Raw genomic sequence first — 15,320 nt, 5'->3', positions numbered from 1 at the left:
GTACCATAGGACACAGCCGTGGCGCGTCCGCCCGGCGGGCGTACTGAGGAAAAAGAGACGCCGCACCCACGATCCGAGAGAAGCGCCAGCCACCCATGCCCACGCGCCACGACATCCGCAACGTCGCCATCGTCGCCCACGTCGACCACGGCAAGACGACCATCGTCGACGCCATGCTCAAGCAGGCGGGTGCCTTCGCCGCCCACCAGCTCGACTCGGTCGACGACCGCATGATGGACTCGAACGACCTGGAGCGTGAGAAGGGCATCACGATCCTCGCCAAGAACACGGCGGTGAAGTATCACCCCAAGGACGGCGGGTCCCCGATCACCATCAACATCATCGACACCCCCGGCCACGCCGACTTCGGCGGTGAGGTCGAGCGCGGTCTGTCGATGGTCGACGGCGTCGTGCTCCTCGTGGACGCGTCCGAGGGTCCGCTCCCGCAGACCCGCTTCGTGCTCCGCAAGGCCCTCCAGCAGCGGATGCCCGTCATCCTCTGCATCAACAAGACCGACCGCCCGGACGCCCGGATCGACGAGGTCGTCAACGAGACGTACGACCTGTTCCTGGACCTCGACGCCGACGAGGAGCAGATCGAGTTCCCGATCGTCTACGCCTGCGGCCGTGACGGCGTCGCCTCGCTGACCAAGCCGGAGGACGGCACGGTCCCGGCGGACTCCACCAACCTGGAGCCGTTCTTCTCCACGATCCTGGAGCACATCCCGGCGCCCGTGTACGACGACGAGGCCCCGCTCCAGGCCCACGTCACCAACCTCGACGCGGACAACTTCCTCGGCCGTATCGCGCTGCTGCGCGTCCAGCAGGGCGAGCTGAAGAAGGGCCAGACCGTCGCGTGGATGAAGCGCGACGGCTCGGTGCAGAACGTCCGTATCTCCGAGCTGATGATGACCGAGGCGCTCACGCGCAAGCCCGCCGAGAAGGCCGGCCCCGGTGACATCTGCGCGGTCGCGGGCATCCCCGACATCATGATCGGCGAGACGCTGGCCGACCCGGAGAACCCGGTCGCCCTGCCGCTGATCACGGTCGACGAGCCGGCGATCTCCATGACCATCGGTACGAACACGTCGCCGCTGGTCGGCCGTGGCGGCACGGGCAAGGGCGCCGACGCCAAGTCGGCCGTCAAGGACCGCAAGGTCACCGCGCGCCAGGTGAAGGACCGCCTGGACCGCGAGCTGATCGGCAACGTCTCGCTGCGCGTCCTGGAGACCGAGCGCCCCGACGCCTGGGAGGTGCAGGGCCGCGGCGAGCTGGCGCTGGCCATCCTCGTCGAGACCATGCGCCGGGAGGGCTTCGAGCTGACCATCGGCAAGCCGCAGGTGGTCACCAAGGAGGTCGACGGCAAGGTCCACGAGCCCGTCGAGCGCATGACCATCGACGTGCCCGAGGAGCACATGGGCGCCGTGACGCAGCTCATGGGCGTCCGCAAGGGCCGCATGGACAACATGTCGAACCACGGCTCCGGCTGGGTCCGCATGGAGTTCGTCGTCCCGTCCCGCGGCCTCATCGGCTTCCGTACGGAGTTCCTGACGCAGACGCGCGGCACGGGCATCGCCCACTCCATCCACGAGGGCCACGAGCCCTGGTTCGGCACGCTGACGACCCGTAACAACGGCTCGCTCGTCGCCGACCGCTCCGGCGCGGTCACCGCCTTCGCGATGACCAACCTCCAGGAGCGCGGCGTCCTCTTCGTGGAGCCGGGCACCGAGGTGTACGAGGGCATGATCGTCGGCGAGAACTCCCGCTCCGACGACATGGACGTCAACATCACCAAGGAGAAGAAGCTCACGAACATGCGCTCCTCCACGGCCGACGTGTCGGAGTCCATCGTTCCGCCGCGGAAGCTCTCCCTGGAGCAGTCCCTGGAGTTCTGCCGCGACGACGAGTGCGTCGAGGTCACGCCGGAGGCGGTCCGCATCCGCAAGGTGAACCTGGACGCCCGCGAGCGCGCCCGCGCCGCCTCCCGCGCCAAGCACGGCTGACACCGCCGCGCCAAGCACGGCTGAACCACCGCGTCACCACACGCGTACGAGGCGCCCAGCGCCCCTGCGACGGTCCGACGGCCGCCGGGTCTCCCCGACCCGGCGGCCGTCGTCGTTTTCCGGCCTCGTCCGCGCACGCCCGGGACGCTCCCGTCAACGTGTTTTCAGGCGCAAAGCGTCCGGTTATCGACCGTCGCTCTCCGGAACATGTGTTAACAGTCCGTTTCGCGGGTGTCTGTCTGTGCTCAGTTTGTCTGGATTTCGGTCAGTGACAGTTGGGTGATGTTGTCAAAACGAGACCCTTTAAGTGTGGTTTACAGCCCGGACGTACTTAATAGTTGGCTCCACTGAGCTCGGGTCGATGGGTCACGCGCTGTGGGGAGCGCCGACTCGCGAGCACACGTGGTACAGCACTTCGCCGTCAGGGGTGTCGGCGGGGTGCACCGTACCCAACCATGCAGTGAATACGTGGACTCATGAGGAGGAACCCATGCGCGGTGCCACGAGCGCCAGTGGGGTCGGGTCGTCGCAGCCGGCTTCAAGGGCCGGTCACCCGAGTACGTCAACCGGTCGTGCCGCTTGCAGCGGTCGGCGATTCTGAGACCCGGTCAACCGCTCGGCTCGCGCTCCTTGGGGGGTAATCCACCCCTGCCGACCATCCTTCCGGCCTCTCGCCACGGGTGCCCCGCACCCGGCGGGCGGGTGCTGCCGTCGTACCCGGCCACGGGTGCCCGGCATGCCCGAACGGCGCAGGAGGACTGTCGGGCAGCGGCCATGACCGGCTGAGTGCACCTCACTCGACGCCGTCGCCGCGTGCGCAGGATCGCGGGTCCATCCGACACCCGTGAAATGGACACACCATGACCAGTCCAATTGAGATCGAGGGCCCCGAAGCCTCCGTCACCTTGGACAAAGACGCCACGGCCAAGAACGAAGCCGCGGAGAACAACACGCAGGGACACCAGGGCCGTTCACCCGGCCAGCTGATGTGGGCGCGCTTCAAGCGCGACCGGGTCGGCGTCGTGTCCGCGTGCGTGGTGATCTTCTTCTTCGTCATCGCCGCCCTCGCGCCGGTGATCTCCGCGCTCTACGGCAAGGACCCGTACACGCTGTACCCGACGCAGGCCGGCTACGAGGACATCCTCGACGACTTCGGCATGCCGTACGGCACTTTCGGCGGCGTCTCGGGCGAGTTCTGGTTCGGCGTCGAGCCCAAGCTGGGCCGCGACGTGTTCACCATGCTCCTCTACGGCATCCGCACGTCGCTCTACATGGCCGTCGTCCTCACGGTCCTGGCCGTGGCCACCGGCGTGATCATCGGCATGGTGGGCGGGTTCTTCGGCGGCAAGGTCGACTACTGGCTGGGCCGTACGACCGACTTCTTCCTGGCCTTCCCGAGCCAGCTCTTCTTCATCGCCTTCATGCCCGTCGTGACCGCGCTGTTCGTCGACCCGAGGGAAGAGACGCCGACCTATCTGCGGGCCGTCGCCATCCTGCTCGTGATGTGGTTCCTCGGCTGGATGGGTATGGCGCGTCTGGTGCGCAGTTCCGTACTCTCGCTGCGGGAACGCGAGTTCGTCGAGGCCGCCCTGGTCTCCGGCGCCTCGCGGTGGCGGATCGTCCGCAAGGAGATCCTGCCGAACATCGTGACCCCGATCCTGGTGCAGGGCACGTACATGCTGCCCAGCTCCATCCTCACCATCGCGTTCCTCTCGTTCGTCGGTGTCGGCTTCGTCGAGCCGACTCCCGACTGGGGACGCATGTTCGCCATCGGTTCCGAGATCTACCAGCAGGACCCGGCGTTCATGTTCTTCCCCGGCGTCGCTCTGGTGATCTTCGTCCTCGCCTTCAACCTGCTGGGCGACTCGGTCCGCGACGCGTTCGACCCCAAGACCGGACGGTGACGTCCATGTGCGGGGGAGCTGCCGCCCCCGCACCGGGCAACCGGACGGCAGGCAGCACTTTTCTGGACAACAACTCACAGGTAGGTGCAACGAGCATCATGAAGTCCACTCGATCGCGCTACGCGCGTGCCATAGTCGTCGCCCTCGCGGCGGGCTCCCTGGCTCTGACCGGCTGCAGCACCACCAACAACGGCGGGACCAGCCCCAAGGACAAGGCCCCCGACGCCAGCACGGCCGCCCAGCAGTCGAAGCCCGTCGCCTACGGTGACGCCGCTGCCTCCACCGGTCCGGCCAAGCCCGTCGCGGGCGCCAAGTCCGGCGGCTTCATCGAGGTCTACCAGCAGTCCGACCTCTCCCACATGGACCCGGGCCAGATCTACGTCTCCGACGCCGGCCAGTTCGCGAACCTCGTGTTCCGCAAGCTGACCAACTACCAGGAGGACGCCGAGGGCAACCTCACGGTCGTCGGTGACATCGCCACCAACTCCGGTGAGACCACCGACGGCGGCAAGACCTGGAAGTTCACCCTCAAGGACGGCATCAAGGACGAGGACGGCAACGTCATCACCTCGGCCGACGTCCGCCACTCCGTCGAGCGCCTGTACGCCAAGCACATCTTCGACGGCCCGTCCTTCCTGCAGACGTGGCTCTCGGGCGAGGACTACCGCAAGGCGCTGCCGGACGGCCCGTACAAGGGCAAGCACCTGCCGGACACCGTCCTGGAGACCCCGGACGCCAAGACGGTCATCTTCAAGTTCAACCAGCCGCGCCCGGACCTGCCGCAGGCCCTGGCCATGGCCGGCTACGCCATCGTGCCGCAGAAGGCGGACACGAAGGAGAAGTACGACAAGGCCCCGAAGGCGCTCGGCCCGTACAAGATCGCCGAGTACAAGCCGGGCAAGTCCCTGAAGCTGGTCCGCAACGCCAACTGGGACCCGAAGACGGACTCCGTCCGCCACCAGTACGTGGACGGCTACAACTTCACCAACACCATCGACGTGGCGAGCCAGACCAAGCGTCTGATCGCCGACCAGGGTGAGGCGAAGAACGCCATCCAGTTCACGGACTCCGTGGAGACGACGCTCGTCAAGGACGTCGTGACCAACCCGTCCGTCAACAAGCGCACCATCAAGGGCTACCAGCCCTACGTCTGGCAGCTGACCTTCAACATGGACAAGCTGAAGGACAAGAAGGTCCGCGACGCGATCACCTACGCGATCCCGAACGAGCGGATGATCCAGGCCGACGGCGGCAAGTACGGCGGTGAGATCGCCGGCGGTCTGTTCGCCCCGACCCTGCCGGGCCACGACCCGAACTACGACCCGTTCGGCAAGAAGAAGAAGCCGAACGGCGACCCGGAGAAGGCCAAGCAGCTGCTCAAGGAGGCCGGCGTCAAGGAGGGCACCAAGCTCACCTACGCCTACGCCAACACGCCGCGCGGCCAGGCCCAGTCCGTCATCATCAAGGACGCGCTCAACGCGATCGGCTTCGACGTCCAGGCGAAGGAGATCGAGCGCAAGAGCTTCTACGAGCAGATCGGCAAGCTCGACAACCCGTTCGACCTGTACATGACCGGCTGGGGCCAGGACTGGCCGTCCCCGGGCACGGTCGTGACGCCGGTCTACGACGGCAAGCTGATCTCCGACGGCGGCTCGAACTACTCGCACGTCAATGACGAGAAGGTCAACAGCCTGATCAAGGAGGCGCTGAACCTCCAGCCCGAGGAGGCGGCCAAGAAGTGGGAAGAGGCGCACCACCGCCTCGTCGAGGAGATCAACCCCGCTGCCCCGGTCTACTACTCGAAGCAGCTGCAGCTCTTCGGCTCGAACATCGGTGGTGCCCGGTACAGCACCAACTCGAGCTACATCAACATCAACGACCTGTACCTGAAGCAGCCGTAACCGAGACAGTCGGCTGACCCGTGGGGGTGCGCGCCAGGCGGAGCGCGCCCCCACGGGCACCTCAACCCCTCACCGCCCGCCGCTTCCGAAGAGAGCAGCCGCCCGCCATGCTTCAGTTCCTCATCCGCAGGTTGACCGGCGCCGCCGTGATCATGTTCTTGATCGGCGCCTTCACGTTCTTCCTGTTCTACACAATCCCCCAGGACTTCGCCGCCCTCTCCTGCGGTAAGAACTGCTCGCCGGAGAACCTGGCCGTCATCCGGGAGAACCTCGGCCTCGACAAGCCCATCACCACGCAGTTCTGGACGTTCATGGTGGGCATCGTGGCCGGCCGTGACTTCGCGGTCGGACACTGCGCCGCCCCGTGCCTCGGTGTCTCGTTCAGCTCCGGCGACTTCGTGTGGGAGTCGATCATCGACCGGTTCCCGCTGACGCTGTCGCTGACCATCGGTGGTCTGATCATCTTCCTGGTGCTGGGTCTCGGTTCGGGTCTGCTCGCCGCCTGGAAGCGCGGTACGAAGGTCGACAAGCTGGTCAGCGGCGCCTCGATGGTGCTCAGCTCGTTCCAGATCTACTTCCTGGGCGCGATCGTCCTCGGTGTTCTCGTCTACCAGACGGGCTGGATGGAGAACCCCAGCTACACGCCGTTCACGCAGGACCCGCTCGCCTGGGCGACCGGTCTGCTGATCCCCTGGGCCGTGATGGCGACCATCTTCACCGCCCAGTACACGCGTATGGCGCGCTCGACCATGATCGAGCAGCTCCAGGAGGAGCACGTCCGCACCGCGCGCGCCAAGGGCATGCCGCAGCGGTACGTATTCTTCAGGTACGCCTGGCGCGGTTCGCTGACCCCCATCGTCACCATCATCGGTATGGACCTCAGCGCGCTCCTGTCGGGCGCCGTCGTCACGGAGTTCACCTTCGACCTGGCCGGTGTCGGCCGTCTCGCGGTGGACGCGTCGGTGAACAAGGACCTGCCGCTGACGATGGGCGTGATGCTGTTCGGGGCGTTCTTCATCCTCATCCTGAACGTCATCGTGGACCTCGCCTACGCCTACATCGACCCGCGCGTGCGCCTCGCCTAGGAGAACGACCGTGACCACTCTGACCAAGACCGAAGACACACCGGCCCCGACCGGGTCGGACGCCTTCCTCTCGGTCCGCGACCTGCGCGTGGCCTTCTCCACCGAGGACGGCGTCGTCAAGGCCGTCGACGGGCTCTCCTTCGACGTCGAGCGCGGCAAGACGCTGGGCATCGTGGGCGAGTCGGGTTCCGGCAAGTCCGTGACCAACCTGACGGTCCTCGGCCTGCACAACCGCAAGACGACCGACATCCAGGGCGAGATCGTCCTGGACGGTCAGGAGCTCACCACCGCCTCCGAGAAGGAGATGGAGGCGCTCCGCGGCAACAAGGCCGCCATGATCTTCCAGGACCCGCTGACGGCGCTCTCGCCGTACTACACGGTGGGCCGGCAGCTCTCCGAGCCGTTCATGAAGCACCGCGGCGCCTCCAGGAAGGAGGCGAAGGACCGCGCGATCGAGATGCTCACCAAGGTCGGCATCCCGCAGCCGCAGACCCGCTTCAACGACTATCCGCACCAGTTCTCCGGCGGTATGCGCCAGCGCGCCATGATCGCCATGTCGCTGATGTGCGATCCCGAACTGCTGATCGCGGACGAGCCGACGACCGCGCTCGACGTGACCGTGCAGGCCCAGATCCTCGACCTGCTCAAGGACCTCCAGCAGGAGTTCGGGTCGGCGATCGTCTTCATCACCCACGACCTCGGCGTCATCGCCAACATGGCGGACGACCTGCTGGTGATGTACGCCGGCCGGGCCGTCGAGCGCGGCAGCGTCAGCGAGGTGCTGCGCGAGCCGCAGCACCCGTACACCTGGGGCCTGCTCAGCTCGATGCCGCGGCTCGGCGGCGACACCAGCGAGGCGCTGGTGCCCATCCCGGGCACCCCGCCGAGCCTGCTCAACCCGCCGTCCGGCTGCCGCTTCCACCCGCGGTGCCGGTTCGTCGACGAGGTCGGCGGCGGGCTGTGCTCCGCCGAGCGGCCCCCGCTGGCGGAGGGACGCGCCGCGGCCTGCCACCTCACGGCGGAGCAGAAGCAGACCATCTTCATCGATCAGATCAAGCCCCGGCTGGGCTAGGGAGACGCAGAGACATGAGCGACAACGTCACTCTGCCGCAGCAGCAGGGTTCCGCAGAGGGGAGCGCCGGACTCGGCGAGCCTCTGCTCAAGGTGGAAGGGCTCCAGAAGCACTTCCCGATCCACGGCGGGTTCCCGATCAAGCGCCAGGTGGGCGCCGTCAAGGCGGTCGACGGCGTCGACCTGACCGTGCACGCGGGTGAGGCCCTCGGCCTCGTCGGCGAGTCCGGCTGCGGCAAGTCCACGACCGGACGGCTGATCACCCGCCTCCTGGAGCCCACCGGCGGCAAGATCGAGTACGCGGGCCACGACATCACGCACGCCAAGCGCAAGCAGCTGGCGCCGTTCCGGTCCGAGATCCAGATGATCTTCCAGGACCCGTACTCGTCGCTGAACCCGCGGCAGACGGTCGGCACGATCATCAAGAGCCCGATGGAGGTCAACGGGATCAACCCGCCCGGGGGCCGCGAGAAGCGCGTCCGCGAGCTCCTGGAGACCGTCGGTCTGAACCCGGAGCACTACAACCGCTTCCCGCACGAGTTCTCCGGCGGCCAGCGCCAGCGCATCGGTGTCGCCCGCGCCCTGGCCCTGGAGCCGAAGCTGATCGTCGCCGACGAGCCGGTGTCGGCCCTGGACGTGTCGATCCAGGCGCAGGTCGTCAACCTGCTGCAGAAGGTCCAGGAGGAGATGGGCATCGCCTTCCTCTTCATCGCCCACGACCTGGCGGTCGTCCGGCACTTCTCGCAGCGCGTGGCCGTGATGTACCTGGGCAAGGTCATGGAGGTCGCCGACCGCGACTCCCTGTACAACCGGCCCCGCCACCCGTACACGCACGCCCTGCTGTCGGCCGTGCCGGAGGCGACCGTCGACGGGCCGCAGCGCGAGCGCATCCGCCTGGCGGGTGACGTCCCGTCGCCGATCAACCCGCCGTCGGGCTGCCGCTTCCGCACCCGCTGCTGGAAGGCCCAGGAGAAGTGCGCCACGGACGAGCCGCCGCTGGTGCAGCTCTCCGGCAACGCCGAGGGCCACCTGACGGCCTGCCACTTCCCGGAGGAGCCCACCATCGAGGCCCACGGCGCGGACGTCGTCCTGGACCCGGCGCTGGCGTCCCTGGAGTCCGACTCCGAGTGAGCCGGTGACCGGCCGCGCGGAAGGCCCCTCGCCCACCCGGGCGGGGGGCTTTCCCGTACGGGCGAGGCGGGCGTGCGATGCGGGTGCTTTGAGGTGATATTTGGGCCTAAGTCGTTCCATGGGCCCACGCACCTACAGGAGGCACACCCATGCGCGCAGCCAGCCACCCCGCCAAGTGGGCCGCATGCGCCATCGCCGTCGTGCTCGCGGCGACCGCGACCGCCTGCGGTGGGGACGGCGGCGGGGCGGGCGGTGGCGACGGGGTGCTGAGCTCGTCCTGGGGCGACCCGCAGAACCCCCTGGAGCCGGCCAACACCAACGAGGTGCAGGGCGGCAAGGTCCTCGACATGGTGTTCCGCGGGCTCAAGAGGTACGACCCGGAGACCGGCGAGGCCGAGGACATGGTCGCCGAGAGCATCGAGACGACCGACTCGCAGAACTTCACCGTCACGCTCAAGGACGGCTGGACCTTCAGCAACGGCGAGAAGGTCACCGCCAAGTCGTTCGTCGACGCGTGGAACTACGCCGCCCACATCGACAACAAGCAGAACAACGCCCCGTTCTTCTCCGACATCGTCGGCTACGACGGCGTTCACCCCGCCTCCGGCGCCGCCACGGCCGACACCATGAGCGGACTCGTCGTCAAGGACGACAGGACCTTCACCGTCGCCCTGAAGGAGAAGTTCTCCACCTGGCCCGACACGCTCGGCTACAACGCCTTCATGCCGCTGCCCCAGGCGTTCTTCACCGACCACGCCGCCTGGCTGAACAAGCCCGTCGGCAACGGCCCGTACACCATCGAGTCGTACAGCAAGGGCAGCGTCATGCGGCTGCGCCGCTGGGACGGCTACAACGGGCCCGACAAGGCCCAGAACGCAGGCGTCGACCTGCGCGTCTACACCGACAACAACACCGCGTACACCGACCTCATGGCCGGCAACCTCGACCTCGTCGACGACGTCCCCGCGCAGCAGCTCCGCAACGTGCAGAGCGACCTCGGCGACCGCTACATCAACCAGCCCGCGCTGATCATCCAGACGCTGGTCTTCCCGTTCTACCGGCCCGAGTGGTCGAAAGCCGGCATGGAGAAGGTCCGGCTCGGCATCTCCAAGGCGATCAACCGCGAGGAGATCACCCGGCAGATCTTCCAGGGCACCCGCACCCCCGCCAAGGACTGGACGTCCCCCGCACTCGGCGAGCAGGGCGGTTACGCGGACATCTGCGGCGACGCCTGCGTCTTCGACGCCGACGAGGCCAAGCGGCTCATCGACGAGGGCGGCGGCCTGCCCGGCGGCAGGGTCACGCTCACCTCGAACGTCGACACCGGCTCCCACCGCCAGTGGCTCGACGCCGTCTGCAACAGCATCAACAACGTCCTCGACCGCGGCCCCGTCTGCACCGTCAACCCCATCGGCACCTTCGCCGACTTCCGCAGCCAGGTCACCACGAGCAAGATGACCGGCCCCTACCGCTCGGGCTGGCAGGCGGACTACCCGCTCATCCAGAACTTCCTGGAGCCGCTCTACTACACCGGCGCCAGCTCCAACAACGGCAAGTACAGCAACAAGCAGTTCGACGCCCTCATCGACCAGGCCAACGCCGAGACCGACCAGGCCAGGGCCGTCGACCTGTTCCAGGACGCCGAGCGGATCCTCGCCGAGCAGATGCCCGCCATCCCCCTCTGGTACCAGAACGGCAGCGCCGGCTACTCCGAACGGCTCTCCGACGTGAGGCTCAACCAGTTCAGCGTCCCGGTCTACGACCAGATCAAGGTCGGCTGACCGGGCACCGGCCATGGGACGCTACGTCATCCGGCGGCTGCTCCAGATGATCCCCGTGTTCATCGGGAGCACCCTGCTGATCTTCCTCATGGTGTACGCGCTCGGCGACCCCGTCGCCGCGCTCTTCGGCGACAAGGCGCCCGACCCCGCCACCGCGGCCCGCATCCGCGCGGACCTCCACCTCGACGAGCCCCTGTGGAAGCAGTACCTGCTCTACATGGGCGCCATCTTCCAGGGCGACTTCGGCACCGCCTTCGACGGGCAGCCCGTCCTCGACCTGATGGCCTCCGCCTTCCCCGTCACCCTCCGCCTCACCATCGTCGCCATCGCCATCGAGATCGTCGTCGGCATCACCCTGGGCGTCGTCAGCGGCCTCAAGCGCGGCCGCCCCCTCGACACCGGCCTGCTCGTCCTCACTCTCATCGTGATCTCCGTCCCCACCTTCGTCTCCGGCTACCTCCTCCAGTTCCTCCTCGGCGTGAAGTGGGGCTGGGTACGCCCCACCGTGTCGCCCGACGCGCCCTTCGACGAGCTGATCCTCCCCGGCGTCGTCCTCGCCCTCGTGTCCCTCGCGTACGTCACCCGGCTCAGCCGCACCTCCATCGCCGAGAACACCCGCGCCGACTACGTCCGCACCGCCGTCGCCAAGGGCCTGCCGCGCCGCCGGGTCATCACCCGGCACCTCCTGCGCAACTCCCTCATCCCGGTCGTCACCTTCATCGGCGCCGACATCGGCGCCCTCATGGGCGGCGCCATCGTCACCGAGCGGATCTTCAACATCCACGGCGTCGGCTACCAGCTCTACCAGGGCATCCTGCGCAACAACTCACCCACCGTGGTCGGCTTCGTGACGATCCTCGTCATCGTGTTCCTGCTGGCGAACCTGCTCGTCGACCTGCTCTACGCGGTCCTGGACCCGAGGATCCGCTATGCCTGATCCCCACCCTCCGGAGAACCACCCCAATGACCCCCGGAACCCCAAGGACCCCAACGGCATCACCGACCCCGCCAACCCGCACAGCCCCCACCACGCCCACCCCTACGACAACCCCCGCGAGGTCATCGCACCCACCGGCGCCGGCGGCGCCATGGACCTCGCCATGAGCGAGGCCGAGACCCTCGACAAGGCGGAGGTCGAGCCCACGACCCCGGAAGGCACCCCGCCCGGCCCCGGCGAACGGCCCCGCAGCCTGTGGACCGACGCCTGGCACGAGCTGCGCCGCAACCCCGTCTTCCTCGTCTCCGCGCTGCTCATCGTCTTCCTCGTGCTCATCGCGATCTGGCCGCAGATCCTCACGAGCACCGACCCGCTCCGCTGCGACCTGTCCAAGTCGCAAGCGGGCTCCGAGCCCGGCCACCCCTTCGGATACGACACCCAGGGCTGCGACGTGTACGCGCGCACCGTCCACGGCGCCCGCGCCTCCATCACCGTAGGCGTCGCCGCGACCCTCGGCGCCGCCCTGCTCGGCAGCCTCCTCGGCGGCCTCGCCGGGTTCTTCGGCCGCTGGGCCGACGCGCTCCTGTCCCGAACCGCCGACATCTTCTTCGGCATCCCCGTCGTCCTCGGCGGCCTCGTCTTCCTGTCCGTCGTCACCAGCACCACCGTGTGGCCCGTCGTCGGCTTCATCGTGCTGCTCGGCTGGCCGCAGATCGCCCGTATCGCGCGCGGCTCCGTCATCACCGCCAAACAGAACGACTACGTCCAGGCCGCCCGCTCCCTCGGCGCCGGCAGCGGACGCCTCCTGCTGCGCCATGTCGCGCCCAACGCCGTCGCGCCCGTCATCGTCGTCGCGACCATCGCCCTCGGCACGTACATCGCCCTGGAGGCCACCCTGTCGTTCCTCGGCGTCGGCCTGCGCCCGCCCACCGTGTCCTGGGGCATCGACATCTCCAACGCCGCCCCGCAGATCCGCAACGCCCCCCACATGCTGCTCTGGCCCGCGGGCGCCCTCAGCATCACCGTGCTCGCGTTCATCATGCTCGGCGACGCCGTACGCGACGCCCTCGACCCGAAGCTGAGGTGAGCCGCCGTGCTGCTCGAAGTCCGCGACCTGCACGTCGAGTTCCACACCCGCGACGGCGTCGCCCGCGCCGTCAACGGCGTCAGCTACGCAGTCGACGAGGGCGAGACCCTCGCCGTCCTCGGCGAGTCGGGCTCCGGCAAGTCCGTCACCGCGCAGGCCGTCATGGGCATCCTCGACACACCGCCCGGCCGGATCACCCACGGCGAAGTCCTCTTCCAGGGCCGCGACCTGCTGACCCTCAAGGAGGACGCGCGGCGCAAGGTCCGCGGCGCCGAGATGGCGATGATCTTCCAGGACGCCCTGTCGTCCCTCAACCCCGTCCTCACCGTGGGCGACCAGCTCGGCGAGATGTTCACCGTCCACCGCGGCATGTCCCGCAAGGACGCCCGCGCCAGGGCCGTCGAACTCATGGACCGCGTCCGCATCCCCGCCGCCCGGGAACGCGTCGGCCAGTACCCGCACCAGTTCAGCGGCGGCATGCGCCAGCGCATCATGATCGCCATGGCGATGGCCCTCGAACCCGCCCTGATCATCGCGGACGAGCCCACCACCGCCCTCGACGTCACCGTCCAGGCCCAGGTCATGGAGCTGCTCGCGGAGCTTCAGCGCGAGCTGCGCATGGGCCTCATCCTCATCACCCACGACCTCGGCGTCGTCGCGGACGTCGCCGACCGCATCGCCGTCATGTACGCCGGCCGCATCGTCGAGACAGCCCCCGTCCACGACCTCTACAAGGCCCCCGCCCACCCCTACACCCAGGGCCTGCTGGACTCCATCCCGCGCCTCGACCAGAAGGGCCAGGACCTGTACGCCATCAAGGGCCTTCCCCCGAGCCTCATGGCGATCCCGTCCGGCTGCCCCTTCCACCCGCGCTGCCCCCGCGCCCGCGACGTGTGCCGCACCGACGTCCCCCCGCTGTACGAGGTGTCGGAGACCCGGCGCAGCGCCTGCCACTTCTGGCGCGAGACCGTCAACAAGGAGCCGATCCCCAAGGAGCCCGCCGATGGCCGGCGCTGAGACGCAGGAGCCGATCCTCGAAGTGCGGGAGCTCGTCAAGCACTACCCGCTCACCCAGGGCGTCGTCATCAAGAAGCAGATCGGCGCCGTCAAGGCCGTCGACGGCGTCTCCTTCGACCTGCGTCCCGGGGAGACCCTCGGCATCGTCGGAGAGTCCGGCTGCGGCAAGTCCACCGTCGCCAAGATGCTCGTCAACCTGGAGCGCCCCACCTCCGGCGAGATCCGCTACCAGGGCGAGGACATCACACGCCTGTCCGGCCGCGCCCTGAAGGCCGTACGCCGCGACATCCAGATGGTCTTCCAGGACCCGTACACCTCCCTCAACCCGCGCATGACCGTCGGGGACATCGTCGGAGAGCCGTACGAGATCCACCCCGAGGCCGCGCCCAAGGGCGACCGCCGCCGCAAGGTGCAGGAGCTGCTGGAGGTCGTCGGCCTCAGCCCCGAGCACGTCAACCGCTACCCGCACCAGTTCTCCGGCGGCCAGCGCCAGCGCATCGGCATCGCCCGCGGCCTCGCCCTCCAGCCCCGCGTCATCGTCGCCGACGAACCCGTCTCCGCACTCGACGTCTCCGTACAGGCCCAGGTCGTCAACCTCCTGGAGCGCCTCCAGGACGAGTTCGGCCTCTCGTACGTCTTCATCGCCCACGACCTGTCCATCGTCCGGCACATCTCCGACCGCGTCGGCGTCATGTACCTGGGCCGCATCGTCGAGACCGGTACGGACAGCGAGATCTACGACCATCCCACGCACCCCTACACCCAGGCCCTGCTCTCCGCCGTGCCCGTGCCCGACCCGGAGGCCCGCGAGCGCCGCGAGCGCATCCTGCTCTCCGGCGACGTCCCGTCCCCCGCGAACCCGCCCTCCGGCTGCCGCTTCCGCACCCGCTGCTGGAAGGCCCGCGAGCGCTGCGCCCTGGAGATCCCGCTGCTCGCCGTCCCGGCCGTGTTCCGGGACGTCGACAGCCCGGCCCGCCACTACTCGGCCTGCCACTTCGCGGAGGAGATCCACGTCGTACCCGGCGAGACGACGAGCCACGTCGGGGAGCCGTCGCCCCGGCCCGGCGAGACCTCACCCGGCCCGGTGCCCGCCCCGCAGCCCCCGGACGTGACCGGGCCTCGGCCCGCGTAACAGGCAGGTCACCGGGAGGACTCCGTTCCGATATACGGACACGGGAAACTGTTCAACGTACGGCCGTGCGGGTGCCGTTGACCGGCCGGGGCGCTGCCATGTCGCCCCGGCCGGTCGCTTGCGCCACCCGCCCCCCACGAGCAACTGGCCGAAAGCAGCGTTGTGCGCCCCCAATGCTGCCGTGCACCGAACCATGCTTGGGAACGGAAAGTTATGATCCGTAGCGCAAGGTGGGTATGAACCTCCTGGCACATGCGCGCTGCCCGTTCCC

At 68.4% G+C, this 15,320-nt stretch carries 11 protein-coding genes; all 11 read left to right on the top strand.

The window, feature by feature from the left end; genetic code table 11:
• Positions 1–95 precede the first annotated feature (95 nt).
• The 11 genes from typA (at position 96) to HTZ82_RS26330 (ending at position 15,049) form a co-directional block, all read left to right on the top strand.
• A complete protein-coding gene (gene typA, locus HTZ82_RS26380; RefSeq protein WP_175411876.1) occupies positions 96–2,003 on the top strand; it encodes a translational GTPase TypA in 1,908 nt (635 codons plus the stop codon).
• Positions 2,004–2,863: 860 nt separating this feature from the next.
• Complete coding sequence (locus tag HTZ82_RS26375) at positions 2,864–3,907, top strand: ABC transporter permease (RefSeq protein ID WP_175411875.1); 1,044 nt, start codon at positions 2,864–2,866, stop codon at positions 3,905–3,907.
• A 98-nt stretch (positions 3,908–4,005) separates the two neighbouring features.
• The gene (locus HTZ82_RS26370) at positions 4,006–5,808 is read left to right on the top strand and encodes an ABC transporter substrate-binding protein (protein WP_175411874.1); all 1,803 of its coding nucleotides are present in this window, start codon (positions 4,006–4,008) and stop codon (positions 5,806–5,808) included.
• A gap of 107 nt (positions 5,809–5,915) precedes the next feature.
• Positions 5,916–6,893 carry an ABC transporter permease gene (locus HTZ82_RS26365; protein WP_175411873.1) on the top strand — a complete coding sequence of 326 codons (978 nt, stop codon included), beginning with the start codon at positions 5,916–5,918 and terminating at the stop codon, positions 6,891–6,893.
• Positions 6,894–6,903: 10 nt separating this feature from the next.
• Positions 6,904–7,965 (top strand): ABC transporter ATP-binding protein, encoded by a 1,062-nt coding sequence (locus HTZ82_RS26360; protein WP_175411872.1) that lies wholly within the window; start codon positions 6,904–6,906, stop codon positions 7,963–7,965.
• 14 nt (positions 7,966–7,979) lie between these two features.
• Positions 7,980–9,095, top strand: coding sequence for an ABC transporter ATP-binding protein (locus HTZ82_RS26355; RefSeq protein ID WP_175411871.1), 1,116 nt, complete (start codon positions 7,980–7,982; stop codon positions 9,093–9,095).
• A 149-nt stretch (positions 9,096–9,244) separates the two neighbouring features.
• Positions 9,245–10,876: an ABC transporter substrate-binding protein gene (locus HTZ82_RS26350; RefSeq protein WP_175411870.1), complete on the top strand. Its 1,632-nt coding sequence runs from the start codon at positions 9,245–9,247 to the stop codon at positions 10,874–10,876.
• A gap of 13 nt (positions 10,877–10,889) precedes the next feature.
• Positions 10,890–11,813: an ABC transporter permease gene (locus HTZ82_RS26345; RefSeq protein ID WP_175411869.1), complete on the top strand. Its 924-nt coding sequence runs from the start codon at positions 10,890–10,892 to the stop codon at positions 11,811–11,813.
• Between the two features lie 151 nt (positions 11,814–11,964).
• Positions 11,965–12,900 (top strand): ABC transporter permease, encoded by a 936-nt coding sequence (locus HTZ82_RS26340; protein ID WP_217624594.1) that lies wholly within the window; start codon positions 11,965–11,967, stop codon positions 12,898–12,900.
• A gap of 6 nt (positions 12,901–12,906) precedes the next feature.
• Positions 12,907–13,917, top strand: a complete 1,011-nt coding sequence (locus HTZ82_RS26335) for an ABC transporter ATP-binding protein (protein ID WP_175411868.1) — start codon at positions 12,907–12,909, stop codon at positions 13,915–13,917.
• Positions 13,904–15,049, top strand: coding sequence for an ABC transporter ATP-binding protein (locus tag HTZ82_RS26330; protein WP_175411867.1), 1,146 nt, complete (start codon positions 13,904–13,906; stop codon positions 15,047–15,049). Before HTZ82_RS26335 ends, HTZ82_RS26330 begins: the two co-directional genes overlap by 14 nt.
• Positions 15,050–15,320: the final 271 nt, after the last annotated feature.

Source organism: Streptomyces sp. TRM64462 (assembly GCF_013362995.1).
Classification (GTDB): Bacteria; Actinomycetota; Actinomycetes; order Streptomycetales; family Streptomycetaceae; genus Streptomyces.
The sequence above is the reverse complement of the archived record's forward strand: the minus strand, read 5'-3'. Positions and strand labels throughout refer to the sequence as shown.